The organism is Shewanella salipaludis, assembly GCF_012911865.1.
Lineage (GTDB): Bacteria > Pseudomonadota > Gammaproteobacteria > Enterobacterales > Shewanellaceae > Shewanella > Shewanella salipaludis.
The window spans coordinates 193,888-213,819 of sequence record NZ_JAAXYH010000007.1; the positions used below are offsets into that span (position 1 = coordinate 193,888).

The 19,932-nt window shown below is 57.2% G+C and carries 19 protein-coding genes; 8 read left to right on the plus strand and 11 right to left on the minus strand.

Annotated features, from left to right (window positions below):
• Positions 1–31: 31 nt before the first annotated feature.
• The 4 genes from HC757_RS11645 to HC757_RS11660 form a co-directional block, all read right to left on the minus strand.
• Positions 32–517, minus strand: coding sequence for an OsmC family protein (locus tag HC757_RS11645; RefSeq protein ID WP_169564535.1), 486 nt, complete (start codon positions 515–517; stop codon positions 32–34).
• Between the two features lie 100 nt (positions 518–617).
• Positions 618–974: a DUF3325 domain-containing protein gene (locus HC757_RS11650; RefSeq protein ID WP_244623467.1), complete on the minus strand. Its 357-nt coding sequence runs from the start codon at positions 972–974 to the stop codon at positions 618–620.
• Positions 971–2,572: a PepSY-associated TM helix domain-containing protein gene (locus HC757_RS11655; protein WP_169564536.1), complete on the minus strand. Its 1,602-nt coding sequence runs from the start codon at positions 2,570–2,572 to the stop codon at positions 971–973. The genes HC757_RS11650 and HC757_RS11655 overlap by 4 nt, the downstream gene beginning before the upstream one ends.
• Before the next feature lie 3 nt (positions 2,573–2,575).
• On the minus strand, positions 2,576–2,896 hold the full coding sequence (locus HC757_RS11660; RefSeq protein ID WP_211164383.1) for a hypothetical protein: 321 nt from the start codon (positions 2,894–2,896) through the stop codon (positions 2,576–2,578).
• Between the two features lie 405 nt (positions 2,897–3,301).
• Between HC757_RS11660 and hpf the strand changes: the two genes are divergently transcribed.
• Complete coding sequence (gene hpf / locus HC757_RS11665) at positions 3,302–3,658, plus strand: ribosome hibernation-promoting factor, HPF/YfiA family (protein ID WP_169564537.1); 357 nt, start codon at positions 3,302–3,304, stop codon at positions 3,656–3,658.
• A gap of 160 nt (positions 3,659–3,818) precedes the next feature.
• On the opposite strand, the gene HC757_RS11670 is transcribed toward hpf, so the two are convergent.
• On the minus strand, positions 3,819–4,502 hold the full coding sequence (locus HC757_RS11670; RefSeq protein ID WP_169564563.1) for a response regulator: 684 nt from the start codon (positions 4,500–4,502) through the stop codon (positions 3,819–3,821).
• Between the two features lie 10 nt (positions 4,503–4,512).
• Positions 4,513–5,652, minus strand: coding sequence for a histidine kinase (locus tag HC757_RS11675; RefSeq protein ID WP_169564538.1), 1,140 nt, complete (start codon positions 5,650–5,652; stop codon positions 4,513–4,515).
• A 574-nt stretch (positions 5,653–6,226) separates the two neighbouring features.
• Here HC757_RS11675 and HC757_RS11680 point away from each other — a divergent pair.
• Positions 6,227–6,769 (plus strand): cysteine hydrolase family protein, encoded by a 543-nt coding sequence (locus HC757_RS11680; protein WP_211164385.1) that lies wholly within the window; start codon positions 6,227–6,229, stop codon positions 6,767–6,769.
• A 66-nt stretch (positions 6,770–6,835) separates the two neighbouring features.
• Here HC757_RS11680 and HC757_RS11685 read toward each other — a convergent pair whose 3' ends face one another.
• Positions 6,836–7,561: a YebC/PmpR family DNA-binding transcriptional regulator gene (locus tag HC757_RS11685; RefSeq protein ID WP_169564565.1), complete on the minus strand. Its 726-nt coding sequence runs from the start codon at positions 7,559–7,561 to the stop codon at positions 6,836–6,838.
• 381 nt (positions 7,562–7,942) lie between these two features.
• Between HC757_RS11685 and HC757_RS11690 the strand changes: the two genes are divergently transcribed.
• Both HC757_RS11690 and HC757_RS11695 read left to right on the plus strand, forming a co-directional pair.
• Positions 7,943–9,526: a methyl-accepting chemotaxis protein gene (locus HC757_RS11690; RefSeq protein WP_169564539.1), complete on the plus strand. Its 1,584-nt coding sequence runs from the start codon at positions 7,943–7,945 to the stop codon at positions 9,524–9,526.
• A gap of 341 nt (positions 9,527–9,867) precedes the next feature.
• A complete protein-coding gene (locus HC757_RS11695) occupies positions 9,868–10,089 on the plus strand; it encodes a TIGR02922 family protein (protein ID WP_169564540.1) in 222 nt (73 codons plus the stop codon).
• A gap of 170 nt (positions 10,090–10,259) precedes the next feature.
• Here the strand turns inward: HC757_RS11695 and HC757_RS11700 are convergent, their stop codons facing one another.
• Positions 10,260–10,841 carry a TetR/AcrR family transcriptional regulator gene (locus HC757_RS11700; protein ID WP_169564541.1) on the minus strand — a complete coding sequence of 194 codons (582 nt, stop codon included), beginning with the start codon at positions 10,839–10,841 and terminating at the stop codon, positions 10,260–10,262.
• Positions 10,842–10,970: 129 nt separating this feature from the next.
• Here HC757_RS11700 and HC757_RS11705 point away from each other — a divergent pair, with 129 nt between their 5' ends.
• A complete protein-coding gene (locus HC757_RS11705) occupies positions 10,971–12,014 on the plus strand; it encodes an alkene reductase (protein WP_169564542.1) in 1,044 nt (347 codons plus the stop codon).
• 214 nt (positions 12,015–12,228) lie between these two features.
• On the opposite strand, the gene HC757_RS11710 is transcribed toward HC757_RS11705, so the two are convergent.
• The 3 genes from HC757_RS11710 to HC757_RS11720 form a co-directional block, all read right to left on the minus strand.
• Positions 12,229–12,651 carry an organic hydroperoxide resistance protein gene (locus HC757_RS11710; RefSeq protein WP_169564543.1) on the minus strand — a complete coding sequence of 141 codons (423 nt, stop codon included), beginning with the start codon at positions 12,649–12,651 and terminating at the stop codon, positions 12,229–12,231.
• Positions 12,652–12,811: 160 nt separating this feature from the next.
• Positions 12,812–13,270 carry a MarR family winged helix-turn-helix transcriptional regulator gene (locus HC757_RS11715; RefSeq protein WP_244623469.1) on the minus strand — a complete coding sequence of 153 codons (459 nt, stop codon included), beginning with the start codon at positions 13,268–13,270 and terminating at the stop codon, positions 12,812–12,814.
• Between the two features lie 282 nt (positions 13,271–13,552).
• A complete protein-coding gene (locus tag HC757_RS11720; RefSeq protein ID WP_169564544.1) occupies positions 13,553–15,973 on the minus strand; it encodes a Lon protease family protein in 2,421 nt (806 codons plus the stop codon).
• Between the two features lie 332 nt (positions 15,974–16,305).
• Between HC757_RS11720 and HC757_RS11725 the strand changes: the two genes are divergently transcribed.
• The 3 genes from HC757_RS11725 (at position 16,306) to HC757_RS11735 (ending at position 19,734) form a co-directional block, all read left to right on the plus strand.
• Positions 16,306–17,568, plus strand: coding sequence for an NfeD family protein (locus HC757_RS11725; RefSeq protein ID WP_244623471.1), 1,263 nt, complete (start codon positions 16,306–16,308; stop codon positions 17,566–17,568).
• On the plus strand, positions 17,565–18,305 hold the full coding sequence (locus HC757_RS11730) for a slipin family protein (protein ID WP_211164387.1): 741 nt from the start codon (positions 17,565–17,567) through the stop codon (positions 18,303–18,305). The genes HC757_RS11725 and HC757_RS11730 overlap by 4 nt, the downstream gene beginning before the upstream one ends.
• A 160-nt stretch (positions 18,306–18,465) precedes the next feature.
• Complete coding sequence (locus HC757_RS11735) at positions 18,466–19,734, plus strand: DEAD/DEAH box helicase (RefSeq protein ID WP_169564546.1); 1,269 nt, start codon at positions 18,466–18,468, stop codon at positions 19,732–19,734.
• The last annotated feature ends 198 nt before the right edge of the window (positions 19,735–19,932 follow it).

The window sequence follows — 19,932 nt, forward strand, 5'->3', positions numbered from 1 at the left end:
CGGCGGCGTTTTTTTTTGGTTTTTTTCCGGTTCAGTCCTGGGCCTCGGAGCCGGGCCTCAAGGCCCCGGCGCGCCAGTCTATCTCTATGGCTATCTCTGCCGACAAGCTATTGGCGATGAAGCAATTGGCATGGGCCTTCTGATGCATTTTTTCCAGTACTTCCTGGGTCACCTCGACGCCATCGGCGAAGACGATTTCCGGCTTGAGCTGTATCCGGCTGATGGCAGTTCTTCCGGCCTGGTTCTTGCCCAGCTCGGCGCTGGCCTGGTCGACATAGCTCGCCACCGGCAGGCGTTTCAGATGGGCTATGGTGAGGAAGGTGAGCATGTGGCAAGAAGACAGGGCCGCCAGCAGACTCTCTTCCGGATTGACTCTGTCGGCGCTGCCATTGTATTCGCTCGCCGATGATGCCAACAGCCGCTGGCCGCTGCCGAAGGCTATCTGGTGATCCCGGCAAAATTGACCTTCCTCTGTCCCGGCGCTGGCTTGCCAGTCCACTGTGACTTGAAACCCCATTGGAGACTCCTTATTCGACTCGATATCTGTGATCTGATAATCAACTATATCCCAGGAACCTGCTCCTGTCTGCGGGGGAGGATGATCCCGGCCGGGGGGCTCAGTAGCAGTTCAATGCCAGCAGGGCGCTGACCGAGCCCGTTACCCACATGGCGCCGGGCATGAGACGGGCGCAAAAAGACAGGTTCATTATGCACAGGAAGCCGCTGAGGCTGGCCAGGCCCATGAAGACCAGGCTGCCATAACCCCAGCCAAAGCGCTGGCCACACAGGATAAATACCGTTGCCAGCAACAGGCTGCCGGCGTAACTCAGCCCCCGCGACTGGGCCGCGCTCGGCGCCCTGGCGAACACCTCACGGAAATGGCCGAATTTGGCCAGGGCAAGCAAGGCCAACCCCAGGTAACTCAGTCCCATCAAGGCCGGTATCATGACTCCTGCTATAGCAGTTCCCGTCATAGGCTTGCCCTCGAAGGGACAGGGGTCTTGGCACGCCAAACCGCTTTGTCTGCCCGCAACTTGGTGGCGGCATAGAATAAGCCGCAGCCAAAGACCAGTCCCATGAGATCGACGCCCACCAGGGCCCACTGCCGGCTCAGGACATTATGCAGCAGATCGCTGGGTGAGGTCAGGGCATTGAGCACAGGCAATAGTCCCCACAGGCCGGCCGCCAAGAGCAGCCAGTTGCGCCAGCTGTTGACGCTGCGATCGACGAGCGCCGTCAGGGCGACACAGCCCCAGGCGATGAAGAAACCATGGACTTCCCACTGGGCCCGCTGCTCCAGGCCGGGCGGCAGCAAGCGATTGGCATAGAAGAAGGCTGCCGTCGCCAGCGGCAGGCCGGCAATCACACTCAGGTTCAGGCCCTCGACCAGACGCAGCCCCAGGCTGGCAGCCTGACCCTTGGCGAGTTGTTTCTGTTCTTGCTGGCGCAGTTTGCGCGCCCACATCAGGGTGCCCGTGGCCACCATGGCATAGCCCAGGAGGCCACAGCAGAAGAATAACAGTCTCAGCATGGGATCGGCGAACCGCGCCGTGTGCAATGCCATGAAGGTATCGTAAGTGCTCATGGCGGCTGAAAACTGTTCAGGACTTGCCTGCAGTAAGTCGCCGCTGACGCCATCGAACACCATGACCCTGGGCTCATCCGTGATGCTCCTGCCCGTGTTGAGATAGACCTTGATGCGGCTGTGTTCATCCCCGGGGTCGCTGATGACTATCTTGTCCAGTGCCTGTGCTTGCCAGTGCGCTGCGACTTGGGGCAACAGCTTGTCTATGTCGAACAGCGGCGCCGCCCGGCCACTGGCCGCCAACTGCACCCTGACAGGATTGAGTTCCCGGAGGAAGCTGTCTCTGTCGCCCTGGTATTGGCTCTGAATCGCCCATGGCATATAGATAAACATCAGGGTGATCAAGCCGCTGTAGGTGATCATCAGGTGATAGGGCAGGGCCAGGACAGAACTCAGGTTATGGACGTCGAGCCAGCTGCGATTGCCCTTGCCGCGGCGGAAGCTGAAGAAGTCCTTGAAGATGCGCTTATGTATCACTATGCCGGAGACTAGGGCGATCAACATGAATAAGGTACAGAAGCCGACCAGGTAGCGGGCATAGAGGGGCGGCAGATAGTGCAGGTCGAAATGCAGCCGATACAGGAAGTCGCCACCCCGGCTGTCGCGGATTTGGCTGATCACCCGCTGACCGTCGGCGCTGACCGCCAGTTCCAACTTGTCGCCCCGTCTCTGGCCGGGCAAAGGCGGCTTCTGCCAGCCGTAACTCAGGTAAGGGTGGCGCTGGGTGGGGAATTCTATGGACCAGCTCCTGGCTCCGGGCGCCTGTCGGCTCAGATAGTCCTGGGCCTGGCGCACCTGGGGGGCAAGCGCCTCGGCTCGATAGTCACGGTAGACGCCGGCATGGAGTTCGGGTTTAAACCAGAGGCTGGTTTCGTGGCGGAAATAGCTCAGGCTGCCGGCAAAGAAAATCAGCAGCAATACCCAGCACACCAGCAGGCCGGCCCAGGTATGCAGCCAGGTCATGGAGCGGAAGAAAGAGTCTTTCATAGATTATCCAAGCAATTGGAGTAAGGCGTAACACAGCAGTGGCAGGCCGGCGAGCAGCCCCCATACCCGCCAGACGCTGGTGGCGCCGAAGGCATAGATGACCGCCACGGCATACAGGACAAATGACGACATCATGGCGGTCAGGGTGCTGTCGGCCTTCGACAGGGGCAAGAGCCGGGCCAGGGCGACGCAGAAGACGGCACTGCAGGCATAACCGCCAAAAATCGCGGCCGCAATCCTGGCGACAAGGGGCATGGCCCCGGCGGCGAGGGCCTGAGTGTCGCGGCAGCCTTGCCGGCGCTTGTTGTCTGGTGAGTGAGTCATGCTGAGGTCTCTGTGTTCTGGCTTGGCATTTCAAAGCTGCCGAAGTGGCGCTATTCTAATACAATAATTGTAAATGATAAAGATTAGCATTTAGTTTTGGCGGCGAGAGTGTGATTGGGTGTGGGCCTCAATGAGCCCTTGCCCTTTTTCTGCTAGGGGGGCGGATTTATGTGATGGCGGCGCAGAATTTTACCTCAATGTTTTACAAGTGGCGGCAGAGGTGGTATCTCTTAATCCGATGGTTGTTTTGCCTGCCCGGCATCGAATGGACTCGAACTGTACAGATGAAATAGCGATAGGTCCCGAGGCGGCCTGCCGACTGAGACAGCATTTTGGGAATACCCTTGTGTTTTAGCCGCAATGCCCCAAGCTCTATATATGTACTCAATAGAAAAAGGAAAACCTATGAAAATAAATCTTTCTGGTCATCATGTTGATGTCACCGACACCGTTAAAGCCCATGTCAATGAGAAGTTTTCCAAAATCGCCAGCCACTTTCCATCCCTGCTCGCGCTCGATGTCATCATAGCCAAGGAACACGGTGAATTTGAAGTCGAGCTCAGAACCAATTACGAGGGTAGCCGAATTTCGGCCACGGGCAATGATGCCATCATGTATCCCGCCATTGCCTGCGCCGCGAAAAAACTCGATGCCGCCTTGAAGCATCGCAAGGGTCAACTCAAAGCCGATCTGCATGAGAAACCCGTTTGTACCACCCCCTCCATAGCGCATGAAATCATCCAGGAAATGAATTTAACCTAGGAGCAGAATCTAACCCGGGCTGGCGCGTCGAATGGCGCGAGTGAGCCGCTGAATGAAAAAGGGCCTGCGGGCCCTTTTTCGTTAGCTAATGCAAGCAGCCTGAGCCAGGCTTGAGTCACCTTGCCCAAGTCAACCTGCTTGAGTCGGTTATCAACTAGGCCTAAATCAGCCCCTGTGCCAGTGCCAGCAGCACGGCCTGGGTACGGTCGCGACAGTCGAGCTTGGCGAGTATGTTGGAGACATGGTTCTTGACCGTGCCTTCGGCCAGAAACACCTGTGCGGCGATTTCCTTGTTGGCCAAGCCGCCGGCGATTAGCCTCAGTATGTCGGTTTCACGCTCAGACAGGGGGTTATGGGCCTTGCCGTCTTGCAGTCTATGTTCCTGCAGTTGCTGCAGCACCTCGGGTTCGATCAGGCAACCACCGGCCGCCACTTGGGTGATGGCGTGGCATAATTTGTCCAGCGACACGTCTTTAAGCAGAAAACCATTGGCACCGGCATCTATGCTGCCAAGGAATAACTCGTTGTCATCGAAGGTGGTGAGCATGAGCACAGGCACCGGATTGCCATCGGCGCGCAGTCGCTGCAGCATGCCTATGCCATCGAGTCGCGGCATGCGAATGTCGCTCAGCAACACATCGACCGGCGTTTGTGCCAGCAGACTCAGGGCTTGCTGGCCGTTTTCGGCCTGCCAACACACCCGGATATGCTCGGAAATTTCAAGCAGGCTGGCGATGCCCTGGCGGACCAGCTGTTGATCTTCCACCAGGCCGACGCTGATGCTTTGCCCTGGCCGCTGCGGCTCAGGATGCCGGGATCCCGTCTCATCCTGGGGAGAATTCATCAGGCTCGGGTTATCCATGTTGGGGCTCCTTGACTCGTATCTGTAATGAGCAGCCGCGGATATTTTCCGTCTGCCTGGTATTGGCGAGCAGTTCGACCTCGCCGGAAAATCTGGCCAGTCGCTCACGCATGCCAGTGATGCCGGTGCCCGCCTCTTGGCTTGGGTTCAGGCCACGGCCATTGTCTGTCAGCAGCAGCTGCAGTGTGTCTTGCCGGCGTTGCAGCGTCAGCTGCAATTGGGTCGCATGACCATGCCTGACGGCATTGCTGATGCCTTCCTGCAACACCAGCAGCAGCTCCTGGGCCAATTCGGTCGACTGCAGGGGGACCAGCTCGTCGCAGTGCAAGCTGACGCCCGGCAGGCGGCTCATGAGTGCGTTCAAGGGGGGCTGCAGCGCCAAATGACTCTGCAGTCGCTGGGCACGCACCACGGCGCGTATGTCCTGCAGCAATTGTTTGGCGAGTTCTTTGCTCTGCTGCACCTGGGCCTGCAGCTCAGACGGCGCCTTATGGCTGAGCACTTCCAGTTGCAGCGTCAGGGCCGTCAGCTGGTGGCCGAGGATGTCGTGCAAGTCCCGGGCGATGCGCAGCCTCTCCTGTTGCTGGCTTGTCTGGCTCAGCAGGGATCTTGTCGCTAGCAGCTGTTGGTTGAGGCGCTCTTGCTGGACCCGCGCCTCGCGCTCGTTGCAGCGAGCCAGGCTGCTGCTGAGGGCAAATAGCTGAAATCCAATGAAAATCAGTATGGTTAACCAGGCATCCTGGCTATGCCAGTAGCCATATATGATGGCGAAATAGCCGACATTGACCAGTAACAGTAAGCCCAGGGCCCGGCGCCGGGAGTAGAACTCGGGCAACAGAGTGGCCCATACCACCAGGAGTATCGGGCTGAGGCTAGTGTCCATGAACATGAGCCCGAGGGCCGAGGCGGCGAGCAGCATCAGCGCCTGTTTGCTGAGTGAGTTGCTCATCCTCGGCAGGATGTCACTGGCGATGAGCAGAAACAGCAGCAGGAACAGGCCGCACAGGCCGGCGCTGGCCAGCCGGGCGGCGCCCTGGCTATTGAGTACCGTGACCCAAGTGACCAGGGCCCAGGTGAAGGCGCCGGCAAACATCAGCAGGCTTTCTTCTTTGGTTAAGCGATTCTTCAGCACGCGGCTTAATCCTTTAAGGCAAAATCTGCCGACCATTCTAGGGCAAGAGCCGAATAAGTCACTATGCCAAAAGTCATTTTTCTCGGGGTGCGGCTCGTATTCAAGCCGGTACGTAATGCCCTTACCCCAAGCCCTTACGTAATGCCCTTACCCCAAGCCCTTACGCAAAGCTGGTACCTAAAACCCGTAGGTATAGTCATGGCCGACTCGGATGCGGGTCATGACTCTTGGCTGCAGTTTTGGCTGCTGCTTTGGCGGCCGCCTGGGCCTCGGCGATGCCTAGTACTTAGTTGGGGGTGGCAATCTGGGATCCCATGGCTGCTGCATCCGGGCATGAGCTTGGAAGCCGAATTAACTCGTTGACTCAAGCCTGGTTTTTCATTAGCCTGAAACGATGAAAATATCAATCGCCCCGTGCCCAGGCACAGTAAACATTAGCACTACCACCACCACGACTGCTTCGGCGGAGCGTGTGTAGCGGGCGATTCATTAAAACCTGATACCCAAGACCCCGCCAGCGATGGCGGGGTCTTTTTCGTTCTCCGTCTGCCCTGGCAACCAAAGGAGAACTAGCATGGAAAATATCCCCGTCCCCAAGTCGGCACTGCTGATTGTCGATATGCAACATGGGCTGTTTCATGGCCTGGAGCGGCCCTTTGCCGGCCAGCGAGTGCTCGGCAACATCAATAGGCTCATCGCCAGGGCCCGCAGCCGTGGCGTGCCCATACTGGCGGCGCGCCACACAGGGCCACAAGGCTCGGCTCTGGCCGCCGGCAGCCGCAACTGGCATCTCCTGAGCGAACTGGAGCTGGACGCGACCAAGGATATCCTGTTCGATAAGCGCCAACCCAGTTGCTTTCAGGGGACGGGGTTGGCCGACAGGCTGAAGACCCTGGGGGTGACTGAGTTGGTGATCGCCGGGATGAAGACTCAGTATTGTGTCGATACGAGTTGCCGGATCGCGGCTGAGCTGGGGTTCAGCCCCACTCTGGTCGCCGATGCCCATACCTGTATGGATACGCCACTCCTGGCTGCCGAGGCGATCATAGCGCACCATAACAGCACCCTGGCCGGGCCTTTCGTGCGCTTGCTCAACACGGTCGAGGTGACCTTCTAGGCTTCCCGCTCCGGAGGCATAAAAAAACGCAGCTCAGGCTGCGTTTTTGTGTGCTTCGGGCTCGGCCTATTCTTCGTCGAGTTCGGCGTTGTGGTAGACGTTTTGCACGTCGTCACAATCTTCCAGCGCGGCGATGAACTTCTCGAATACCGCCACGTCTTCGCCTTCCACCTTGGTCTGGGTCTGTGGCACGAAGGTGATCTCTTCCACTTCGAAGTTGATCTCCGGCATGGCTTCGGTCAATGCCGTTTTCACCTTATAGAATTCTGTGTGAGGGGCGAATACGCTGATCATGCCGTCTTCGACTTCGACATCGCTGACGTCGACATCGGCCATCATCAGCAATTCCAGTATGGCTTCATCGTCTTCACCCTTGAACACGAATACCGCCTGGTGATCGAACATGTGGCCGACAGTGCCAGGGCTGCCGAGCTTGGCATCATTCTTGACGAAGGCCTGGCGTACTTCGGTGAAGGTACGCTTGACGTTGTCTGTCAGGCAGTCGACTATCACCATGCAGTTGCCCGGGCCGAAGCCTTCGTAACGTGCGGTATCATAGTCTTCACCGCCACCGCCTTTGGCTTTTTCTATGGCGCGTTCGATCACGTGGGCAGGCACCTGATCTTTCTTGGCTCTCTCTATCAGTCGGCGCAGCGACAGGTTGCCGTCCGGCTCGACGCCGCCACTCTTGGCGCAGACATAGATCTCTTTTCCATAGCGCGAATAGATCCGGGTCTTCTGACCTGCGGTTTTCGCCATGGATTCTTTTTTGTTTTGATACGCTCTGCCCATCTTGATCTGTCTCATTCAGCTCATGAAAAAATGGCCTCGATTCTAGCAGCTTTATCCCGACAAGTGCAGTTGTCATGCAAGCTTTTTAAATTTCCATATTTAACAAACCAGTGTAATAACAGCATCTAACATCCGGCTCGGGTATCCAGGCCGGATCTGCTCTACGGCGAAAAAGCCGATAGGCCTCTCATTTTGCCTCACAAATTCGGCATTTGAGACTAAGGTCTAATCCCAAGTCGGGCCCAGAGTGTTGAAGATAGCTCGATGGACAGAGTCGGAACAGGCAGGGGATAACGGCACCGAAATCCGCGCTGCCTAAGCCGCTGCGACTCACAGGTTCGAACTTCTCCTGCCGTCAACACCAGCTACAGGATGTACCTCATGACAGAAAAACAACAAAAGTGGCTCGAGTTCAGCATCAGTTTTTTGGTGCTGGCCCTGTGCGGCGGCGCCATGTTGGCATTGCAGAGCCTGTTGGCGCCCTGGAGCCTGGTGCTCATCATGGCCCTCAGTGCCTCCGGAGTCATCTGCCTGCTGATGCCGGCCTGGCGCCGCGGCTGGCAGGCGCCGCCGGCTTCGGTTGAGGCAGAAGCCCAAGAAGCGGCCGCGACGACGGCGCAGCAGATCAGCGTGCTAACCAGCAAGATAGCCATAGGCGCCGCCGAGGTGTCACATTTCATCGATGGATTGAATGCGTCAATCGATACCAATGGGGAATACACGAGTCAGATTGCGGTTGCCGCCGAGGAATTGAGTCAGACCACGGGGCAACTCAGTGACAATGCGGCTCATATACTGCATCAGGCACAGGCGGCTGAGAGTATCAGCATCGCCGGGCGCCAGCAGGCCCAAACCGGGGTGGGGGCGATCCAGTCCTTGAGCCGGGACATAGACAATGCCGCGCAGAGGGTGCATTCCCTCAAGACCCAGGCCGAAGGGATCCAGAAGATCACCGAGGTGATCAATTCTGTGGCCGAACAAACCAACCTGTTGGCCTTGAATGCGGCGATTGAAGCCGCCAGAGCCGGCGAGCAGGGACGGGGATTTGCCGTGGTGGCGGATGAGGTACGCAGCCTGGCATCGAAAACCGCCGGGGCAACCCGGGACATTGCCGGCATGTTATCCAGTATGCATACGGAAACGGATCGCACCTCGGCCCTGATGGAGCAGGTCGTTGGCCAGACAGCCGATGCCGTCTCCGCCATGGAACTGCTGGACGCGCGCTTCACCGAGATAGCCTCCTCCGTGGTGCAGTCGGCCAATGCCCTGGCGGAGATGGAAGAGGCGCTCAAGGAATACACCAGCACCACCAACGACATCTCGGGTGCCATCAGCCAGATCCGCGACTCTCTGGCATTGACGGGGGAGGAGAGTCAGTCTGTGTCCAAGCAGGCCTTTAATCTGTCCTTGACCACGGAAGGCATATTTACGGCCTTGACTCTTTGGGATACCCAGACCTTAGATCAAAGGGTGCTGCAGCTGGCGCAAGCGGCGGCCGAGCAATGTGGCCTGGTGCTGGAGCAGGGGTTGGCGCAAGGTGTCTTCAGTGAGCAACAATTGTTTCAACCTCAATACCAGCAAATAGCCAACACTCAGCCGCCCAAGTTCAGCACAGGCTTCGATGCCTACACAGATCAGCACTTCCCCTCCTTGCAGGAACCTCTGCTGGCCCGGGAGGCGGCGATAAGTTACGCCGGCGCCGTCGACAAACGCGGGTATTTCCCCACTCACAACCAGCGCTATGCCAAGCCACTGACGGGCAAACCCGAAATCGACATCATACACAATCGTACCAAACGCCTGTTTAACGACCCTACCGGTATTCGCTGCGGTCAGCATAGGGATAAGGTGTTGCTGCAGACCTACAAACGTGACACGGGCGAGGTGATGCACGACCTTTCCGTGCCCATTTATGTCAGGGGCAGGCATTGGGGCGGTTTCCGGGTGGGCTTCAAAGCCGCCTGAGTCGGCGCCATGGCGAGCATGCCGGCGGCGCATTGCAGGCCCTGGTGGCTGCAATCCGGCACCTGTGCCTTTGAAGTTCAGGGAAAAAGTGCCGCTAAAAATAGATTGGCATATATTGTCTTAGATGCTTAAATGGCCGTCTATGGCATAGGATTTTTCGCCTGCGGCCTCAGGGCTGAGATAGAGAGTGGGCTTGGAAACGAGCCGGGCGTGTGTGCCGGCCAAGGTCAGTACCGGCCTTAAGCGCAAATTTCTCCGGGTGTTATCCGCAATAAGGGCAGGGACTGACTCTTATTTTGGTAAGCGAGCGCAGTAGCTTCTGCACATTAAGAGTTCATCAGATGCAAGATAAACAGACTGTTACAGTGTTATATTACGATTTTCCCGCAGGGCTCGTCATGCATAATGTCGTGCTCAAGGACTTGCCCGTCAGCGAGCAGGGCAGGGTATTGATCCCGGCGGCATTTCGCGAGGGCAAATCCATAGTGGCGATCATGGAAGGCGAGTGCAAGATGCTGAATTCTCTGGGAGAGCGGGTGTTCGCCAAGTCGGATATCGCCTGATTTCCTGCTCTTATGGGGCATGTTTACTGCCCCATTCCGACAGCCTCTGCTCCGACTTTACTGCTCCATTCCGAGTGCCTCTACTCCGACAGCTCTGGCTGCGGCCAGCCTGATCCCGGCCGCTTCCCAGCTAAGCGCAGCTAAACACATCTAAACACAGCTAAACACAGCTAAGCACATACGTCCCGATACAGCTGCTCCGCCAGTTGTTGCAGTGTATCCGGTGCCGGGTGGGTGTGTGCATAGGTCCTCAGGCCGTAAATTCCCATCACCAGGTAACGTGCCAGATGCTCGGCGTCCTTGTCTTTAGCCAACTCCTCATTGTGCTGGGCACGGCGCAATTGCGCCGCCAGTCCCTGACGCCAGCTGTCCAGGTGGCTGGAGAGTATCTGTTGCACTTCCTCATCCTGCTCCGCCACTTCGTTCAGCGCCTTGGTCAGCAGGCAGGCCTGGGCGGCATCGCAGCTGATGCATTCCTTCACTATGCCGTCCAGGTACGACTTCAAGTTGCTCAGTACCGGGTGGCCGTTGCTAAAGACAGCGGCAAACTGAGCCTCCCTGTCGAGGCGATACTGCTCTATGGCGGCCAGCAGCAGGCCGCGCTTATTCTCAAATGCGCAATAGATGGAGCCCGGGTGCAGCCCGGTAGCCTGGGTCAGATCCTGCATGCTGGTCTTGGTATAGCCCTTGTGCATGAAGGCCGTCATGGCGGCCCTGAGCACCTGTTCTCGATCGAATTCCGCGTTTCGCATCTTAGCCTTCTGGAGCCGGGAAAATGGTTTGGCTCAATTCTACTCCATTTGAATGACGATTCAAAAACAACTTGAATGAGCATTCAAATAAGAATAATCTTGAACGCACATTCAAGAATGGAGCCTGCTATGATTGACAACTTATTTCAACCCTATGCCCTGAACGACAGCCTGAGTCTGAACAACCGCATCCTGATGGCGCCTCTGACGCGCTGCATGGCCGACGATGAGCTGGTGCCAACCCAGGCCATGGCCGAGTATTATGCCCGCCGCGCCGAGGCGGGTCTCATCATCAGTGAGGCCACCATCATACGTCCCGACGCTCAGGGATATCCAAACACGCCCGGCTTGTTTACCCAGGCGCAGATCGCCGGCTGGCGGCTGGTGACGGATGCGGTGCACCAAAATGGCGGTAAGATTTTTGCCCAGCTGTGGCACACGGGCCGGGTGGCACATCCGCATTTCTTCGGTGGCGGGGATGTGTTGGCCCCCTCTGCCGTGGGTGTCGAAGGCAGCGTGCCCAGGATGCGTGAACTGACTTATGTCACCCCCAAGGCGGTGACCCATGAGGATATGGCTCAGCTGGTGCAGGACTATGCCCAGGCGGCGGCCAACGCCATAGATGCCGGCTTCGATGGTGTCGAAATCCATGGTGCCAATGGCTACCTTGTCGATGAGTTCCTGCATTACGATAGCAATCGTCGTGAAGACGAATATGGCGGCAGCCCGGAGAAGATGGCGCGTTTCCCCCTCGAAGTCGTGGATGCCGTCATAGCCCGTATCGGTGGCGACAGAACCGGCCTGAGGATCTCGCCGGCAGCCTACTTCAACATGGCGACGGACGGCCGGGATCGCGCGGTATTCGATTATCTCTTGCCCCAGTTGGAGCAACGTCAGTTGGCTTTCCTGCACATAGGCATCTTCGATGACAGCATGGAATTTGCCTACCTGGATGGCCGGGTATCGGATTATGTGCGTGCCAACTATGGCAACACCTTGGTCGGTGTCGGCAGCTATACGGCGCAAAGCGCCAATGATGCCATAGGTGCCGACAGGTTCGATCTGATCGCCATAGGCCGTCCCTTCATCGCCAATCCCGACTATGTGGCCAAGGTGCGCAGCGGCGCCGATCTGGTGGAGTATGCCGACAGTATGCTGACCAGCCTGGTCTAACGCCAGGCGGATAGACATCAGGGATTGGGTTTGCAGCGGCATTCCCACATCAAGCGGCTTAACCTTGGGTTAAGCCGCTTGTCGGCTTCGACCTAGACCTAGACCTCAGGGGTAGGAGTGGTGAGCCGCCATAAAGAGCGAGGGCTAACCTGAGTTAGCCCTCGCTCTTCTGCTTGCCGGTGGCGGGGTCGCCCCCCGGGCCAAGACAGTCGTCTCAGACGAGTTTCAGTTCGACGCCTATGTTGCCACGGGTGGCGTTCGAGTAAGGACATACCTGATGTGCCTTCTCGACTAAGGCGCGTGCCGCTTCGGGCGCCATTCCCGGCAAATTGATGTGCAGCTCGACATCGATACCGAAACCCACTCCCTTGGTATTGGCGCCTATGCCAACCAGGCCTGTGACACTCAGGTCCGGGCTGAGGCGGATTTTTTCCTGGCCGGCGACAAATTTCATCGCGCCGATGAAACAGGCCGAGTAGCCGGCGGCAAACAGCTGCTCAGGATTGGTGCCTTCACCACCTGCGCCACCCAGTTCTTTCGGGGTGCTGAGTTTCACCGCCAGTTTGTTGTCCGATGAGGTCGAAGTGCCGTCGCGGCCACCGGTAGAAGTCGCAGTTGCTCTGTATAAAATGTCCATGCCTATCACCTATGGGTTGGAAGAGACGAAGATGCAATGCAACATATTCGTCCCAAGTTAATTGCTATCAATTGTTTATCGCAATAACTATATGGTTAAAAGAAAAGGGTCGCTGAACCCTTGCAATAAGACTATCGCGATATTTAATTGCGTGCAATGTTTATTTGATGCTTTTCTGCAACTTGTTGCGTAATAGATCGAGTTTAACTTTAAGATCAATAACATCAGGAATGGCCAAACCACATTGTTCGGCGATGCAGAGATTGATCTGCTTGGCGGCCTGCCGGAGACCTTGGCCTCTGTCCGTCAGTTGGATGTTGAGCTGACGTTCATCCTTGGCACTGCGTACCCTGAGAACCAAGCCATCGGCCTCGAGTCGTTTGATCACCGGGGTCAGGGCCCCGGACTGTTGTCCCAGCCTGGTCGCTATCTCCTTGAGGCTGATGGCATCTGCCTCCCACAGGACCAGCATGACCAGGTATTGGGTGTAGGTCAGGCCGACGGCATCGAGCAGCGGCTTATAGAGCTGAGTCATGGCGAGCGAGCTAGAGTAGAGGGCGAAACAGAGTTGATTGTCGAGCAAGAGTTGCCCGTTCTTTTGCATGGACTTATTTTTCATAGACTTATTCTTAATAGACTTCTTCGGCATCATTTTTCACATGGACTGCTTGCGCATGGCTTTCGCCATTGGGTTGCTGTCGATGACCCGAGGCGCGCTGGGCTTGGTTGCCGGGTTTGGTTGCCTGGCGTGAACCCCCGTGACCCCAGAGTGGCGAGCGACTCGGCTCACTATAACAGTTATGTCCGCCGTTGCTTCAGGGGAATAGCTCATTCATCCCGGACTTGCCTCCTGGCGCGCCGGCATACTGTCTCACAGCTGCTGCATTCCAGCCGGCGGCGGTCATTTTTTACGGCTCTTTTGGCGCAAGGCATCGAGTCTGGCCTGCGCCTGCCTGAGGGCCGCGCCATAGTCGGGCACATAGTCGGGCACATAGCTTTGCCCTTGTTCGGCCGGCTTGCCGGTGAGAATGGCGATCGCATCCATCACATGGGTCACTGTCCAGATGTGGAACTCGCCGCGGGTGACAGCTTCGACCAGGTCTTTGCGCAGCATCAGGTTGTTGCTGTTGGCCTTGGGGATGATCACCCCCTGGCTGGCTTGCCGTCCCTTGATGACGCAGACGTCGAAGAAGCCTTCTATCTTCTCGTTGATGCCGCCTATGGGTTGGGATTCGCCAAATTGATTCATGGAACCTGTGATGGCCACATCCTGGCGCAGGGGCAATTCGGCGTAGGCCGAGATGATGGCGCAACACTCGGCCATGGAGGCACTGTCACCATCGACGCCGCCGTAGGATTGTTCGAATGTCAGATGGGTCGTCAGGGGGATGGGAGCGGTTTTCCCCAGTATGGAGGCCAGGTAGGCGGATAAGATCATCACCCCCTTGGAGTGTATGTGTCCACCCAGTTTGGCCCTGCGCTCTATGTCCAGCACTTCCCCCTTGCCGAAGGCCGTGGTGGCGGTGATCCTGTTGGGAACACCGAATTGGTGATCTGCGGTGGCGATCACCGACAGGGCATTGATCTGACCTACCACCGCATCCTGGGTATCGAGCAGTGTGGTGCCATTGATGAAGTTTTCCATGACATTGTCCTGCAGGCGGCTGACTCTGAGCCTGTGCTGTCGCAACGCCTGCTCCACATGCTCGGCCTGGATGCGTTCGGCCCCCTTGCTGCGGGCACAATAGTTGGTTTCCCGCAGCAGGTTAGCGATATTGGACGAGTGCAGCGACAGCTTGGTCTGATCTTCGGCTTGGCGTGAACTGTATTCTATGATCCTGGCGATGGCGGCGCGGTCGCAGTGCAGCATGGCGTTGTCGTGCACTATGCTGGAGATAAACCTGGCATATTGGGCCTCGGATGCATCCGTGCGTGGCATCACATCTTCGAAATCTGCCGTGACCTTGAACAGCTCGCTGAAGTCGGGATCATAATGCTGCAACAGTTGGTAGGTCTGATAATCGCCGAAGAGGATGATCTTCACGTCCAGGGGGATGGGCTCGGGATCCAGGGAGATGGTGCCGGACAGGGATATCTCGCGTTCCAGCGAACTCAAGTCCAGCTGGCGGGATCTCAGTGCCCGTTTCAGTCCATCCCAGACGTAGGGGCGTTCCAATACCTTGACCGCATCCATCAGCAGCACGCCCCCATTGGCCCTATGCAGGCTGCCGGGGCGGATCAGTGAGAAATCGGTAAACACTGTGCCCCTGAAGGTGGTGGTCTCTATGTAGCCGAACAGGCTATGATAATTGGGGCTCTCCTCCACCACTATCGGTAACTGTTGCTGCTCCTGGCTGACCAGCACATTCACCTGGTAGCGCCTGGGCATCTTCTTGTCCAGGGCCGCATAGGCCAACGCCAGTTGCTCCTCGCTCTCTTCGAGGAAGATATCCAGGTTCTCCAGTATGTCGGTCTGCATGCCGGTGAGGAAGGTACGCACCTCATGCTGATGTTTGTATTTGTCTTTTAACGGTTTGATGAAATGCGTCAGGACCTCCCTGGCGACATGCTCGTCGTGGGCTTGCTGCTTATCCGAGAACTCTTCTTCCCATTCGGTCAGTTGGCGTATGATGCCGCGCAGCTTGACCTCAAGTTCGGCTATGTTGGTTTCGCAGCGGTTGCGCTCGGCCTCGGATAGCTTGGCGAAGCTTTCCTCGGTATGTTCTTCCTCGCCATTCAGGGCGATCATCTGATACTCGCCCTGGCTGGTCAGGCTCAGGCTGATGCCTTTTTCCTTGGCCTCCTTGGTCAATTTCACCAGGGCGGCTTCCTGTTTTTGTGCCAGCTGGGTCTTGAGCTTATCGGCGCGGGTATAGTACATCTCGTTGTCGAAGGCCAGCGGCAGGGCCTTGACCAGCCGCAACATCAACTTCTCTACGTCCTTCTTGAAGCCATTGGCGCTGCCGGCGGCGAGCTTGAGTACCCTGGGGCTGCGGGTGGCATCGAAATTCACCACATAGCACCAGTCATGCAGCGCCTTTTCCGTCAGTTTGAGACGGTTGAGATAACGCAGCATCATGGTGCGCTTGCCCAGGCCATTCTGGCCCACGGCATAGATGTTATAACCTTTGTCCTTTATCCCCATGGCGAATTCGACCGCCTGCTGCGCCCTTTCCTGACCTATGATATCCGTCAGAGGTTGCAGATCTTGGGTCGATTGGTAGCCGCTGCCCAAGCCGCCGAGTCGTGAAGCCCGATACACTTGCTCCCCACTCAGGACCTCGATATTGCCTACATCCCCTTGCTTTCGCTGTTCAGGCATAGGTGTTCCTTGTTATCTACCGCAATAATTCTATTCTAGACAATAAGATAGCCATGAGGTTAACGCAATCTTATTTATCCTGCGATCTCCTGACGCCATGGCCGTCAAGTTCATGTCGGCGCTGGTTTTTTCGGGGCCAGAGGGTCTCCGCGGAGCGAGGCGGCTTGCATTGGTCCAGCGACGGCTATACTTGAGTCAGGATTGTAAGCCGAGCGAGGCCGGCAAACATGCGCCAACATATAAAAAAGCTATTTTGGATTGCGTTATTCATAGGAATAGGATTTCTCCTGTATTCCTCGTATGTTGGCGCGGCGCAGAATAAGGTTTACCTCTTGACCATAGATGGCGCCATCAGCCCGGCCCATGCAGATTACTTCAGTCGTGGGCTGGATAAAGCCATAGAAGATGGCAGCCAGGCCGTGATCCTCAAGCTCAATACCCCAGGCGGCCTGGATAAGTCGATGCGCGAGATGATCCAGAAGATCCTCGACTCTCCCATTCCCATCATCATCTATGTTTCCCCCAAGGGAGCCCGCGCCGCCAGCGCCGGCACTTATCTCATCTATGCCAGCCATGTGGCCGCCATGGCGCCGGCAACCAACCTGGGTTCGGCGACCCCAGTCAGTATCGGCATAGCGCCACCGACACCGGCCGATGAGAAAGACAAGGACAAAGACAAGGCGGCCCAGGCCGAGACGCCACCGACAGATGTGATGCAGAAGAAACAAGTCAACGATGCCAAGGCCTATATACGCAGCCTGGCCCAGCTGCGTGGCCGCAACGAACAATGGGCGGTGGCGGCCGTGTCTGAGGCGGACAATATCTCGGCGCAGGAGGCGTTGGACAAGGGGGTGATAGAGCTGATTTCCTACGATACGGCCCAGCTGCTGGCGCAATTGGACGGACGTGAGGTCAATCTGGGGCAGAGGACGGTCCGTCTGGATCTCAAGCAGCCCGAGGTCATAGCCTATGACACGGATTGGCGTACCCGAATACTGGTCATAATTACCGATCCCAGCATAGCCTACTTGCTGCTGCTGGCGGGGATCTATGGTCTGGTGTTCGAATTCCTCAATCCAGGGACCCTGTTGCCCGGGACCCTCGGCAGTATCTGCCTGTTGCTGGCCATGTATGCCTTCAACATGTTGCCCATCAGCTTCGCCGGCTTGGCGCTCCTGCTGCTCGGGTTGGCCTTGATGGTCGCCGAGGCATTCGCCCCAAGTTTCGGGGTGCTGGGAATAGGGGGGATCTGTGCCTTCGCCCTGGGCTCCTTCATGCTGATGGATTCGAGCCTGCCCGGCTATCAGATAGCACCGGCATTGATCATCTCCATGACGGTTTTCAGCGCCGTGGTTGCCCTGTTCATGATCTCCATGATCATACGCGGGCGCAGCAGGCCCGTGGTCTCAGGGGATCAGGAACTGCTGCAACATGAGGCCGAAGTGATAGCGGATTTCAAGGGCAGCGGCCGGGTGATGATCCGCGGGGAAGTATGGTTGGCCTTCAGCGAAGAGCCGCTGCAGCGCGGGCAGAAGGTCAAGGTGATCGGCATAGATGGCTTAACACTTATGGTGACAAGGGAGAATGACTCATGATGGCGCAAATCACAATACTGCTGATCTTTGGCGGGGTCCTGTTCTTGCTGAGCATGTTCCGTATCTTGCGGGAATATGAACGCGGGGTGATCTTCATGCTCGGGCGCTTCTATCGAGTCAAGGGCCCTGGGCTCATCATAGTGGTGCCCTTCATTCAACAAATGGTGCGGGTGGGGTTGCGTACCGTGGTCATGGATGTGCCGCCCCAGGATGTGATCTCCAGGGACAATGTCTCGGTCAAGGTCAATGCGGTGATCTACTTCAGGGTGATGGATCCCCAGAAGGCCATCATCAATGTGGAGAATTTCCTCGATGCCACCAGTCAGTTGGCGCAGACGACCTTACGTTCCGTCCTGGGGCAGCATGAGCTGGACGAGATGCTGATCGCCAGGGATAGGCTCAATGCCGATGTGCAGGACATTCTCGATCGCCAGACAGATGGTTGGGGCATCAAGGTCGCCAATGTGGAAATTAAACACATAGATCTGGATGAAAGCATGATCCGCGCCATCGCCAAGCAGGCCGAAGCCGAGCGTGAGCGGCGCGCCAAGGTGATCCATGCCGAAGGTGAATTACAGGCCTCGGAGAAGCTGCTCCAGGCGGCTCAGGTGCTGGCCCAGCAGCCGGAGGCGATACAACTCAGGTACCTCAGTACCCTCAGCGATATTGGCCGGGACAAGAACTCGACCATAGTCTTTCCCATGCCGATCGACATCTTCAACCAGCTTAAGCGTTGATGCTCATGTCTGCTGACGCAGGTCAGCTTTGGGGTCAGCATCTGCATAGCCAGGCCTGCCCCATGGCAGGCCTTTTCTTCATCTTGAGATTAAAAAGTCTGCCGCTTCTGCTAAAATTCGCCGCACTCAGTTAACCGCCTGCTTTTCATTGTGAGTCCGTATGTCTTTTTCCGCCTTAGAGCTCAATCCAAACTTATGTCACACCCTGGCCGGGCTGGGCTATGATTCGCCGACGCCCATTCAGTGTGAGGCCATTCCCGCTATCTTAGCCGGACGGGACCTGTTGGCGGGGGCCCAAACAGGCACGGGCAAGACAGCCGCCTTTGCGCTGCCGATAGTGCAGCTGCTGGCCCAGGCCCAAGCGACTGAGGCCCAAGCGGCTGAGCCCCAAGCGACTGAGCCCCAGGCTGCTGTCAGAGCCATTCGTGCGCTGATCTTGGTGCCCACCCGCGAGCTGGCGGTGCAGGTACACCAAAGTTTTGTTAAATATGCCCAAGGCAGCGGGCTCGAGTGTGGCATCGCCTATGGCGGCGTCAGCATAGAGGCCCAGGCCTCGCGCTTCAAGACAGGGATCGACATCCTGGTGGCTACCCCGGGAAGACTGCTGGACCATTTGCGCCAGGGTGCGTTGACGCTGTCACAGCTGCAGTTGCTGATATTCGATGAAGCGGATCGCATGCTGGACATGGGCTTCATGGACGAAATCCAGGCCCTGCTCAGGCAAGTGCCGGATAACAGACAGACTATGTTGTTCTCGGCGACCCTGGATGAGGCGATCTTCGGTTTGAGTAAAACCTTGCTGCGTGAACCGCTGCGCATCCAGATAGCCCGGCCCAACATGGCGGCCGCGGCCATAGAGCAGCGGGTATACGCAGTCGATGCCGAGCGCAAGTGTGAATTGGTATGTCACTTGATCGCCAGTCAGCAGTGGCAGCAGGTATTGATCTTCAGCCGTACCAGACAAGGGGCGGACAAGCTGGCGCAGCAGATGCTGCAGGCGGGTATTGCCGCCCAGGCCTTTCACGGCGACTTGTCCCAGGGCGGGCGCGAAAAGGTGTTGCAGGAATTCAAGCAAGGCAAGATCCAGGCCCTGGTGGCCACAGATGTCGCCGCCAGGGGGCTGGACATAGTCGAGCTCAAGTATGTGATCAACTTCGAGCTGCCCTATGTCGCCGAAGACTATGTTCACCGCATAGGCCGCACCGGCAGGGCAGGCAATGCCGGACTGGCGATAACCTTGTTCAGCAGTGATGATGCCTTGCTGCTGGAAGAGGTCGAGGCCGTGCTGGATAAGCGCCTGCCGCAACAATGGTATCCCGGCTTCGAACCGGATCTGGACAAGATGGAAGCCACGCCCCGCAGAAACAGCAAGGCCGCCCAGAAGCAGAGGGCGAAGAAGCGGGCCTTGGGCAAGAGTCAAAGAAGATAGGGCGGATAGGCGGGTGGCTTGTTAGATGACACTTGCAGCAACTCATCGCCACTTTGTCGCCATCGGCAAATAAAACAAGGGCTTAGCGTTTCCGCTAAGCCCTTGTTTTATTTGGTGGGGCGATGTTATCTGAATTTGTGCTATATATTATTGATTTTTAATTAAAAATAGCGGTTCAGTTTATGCTGATGTACCTAG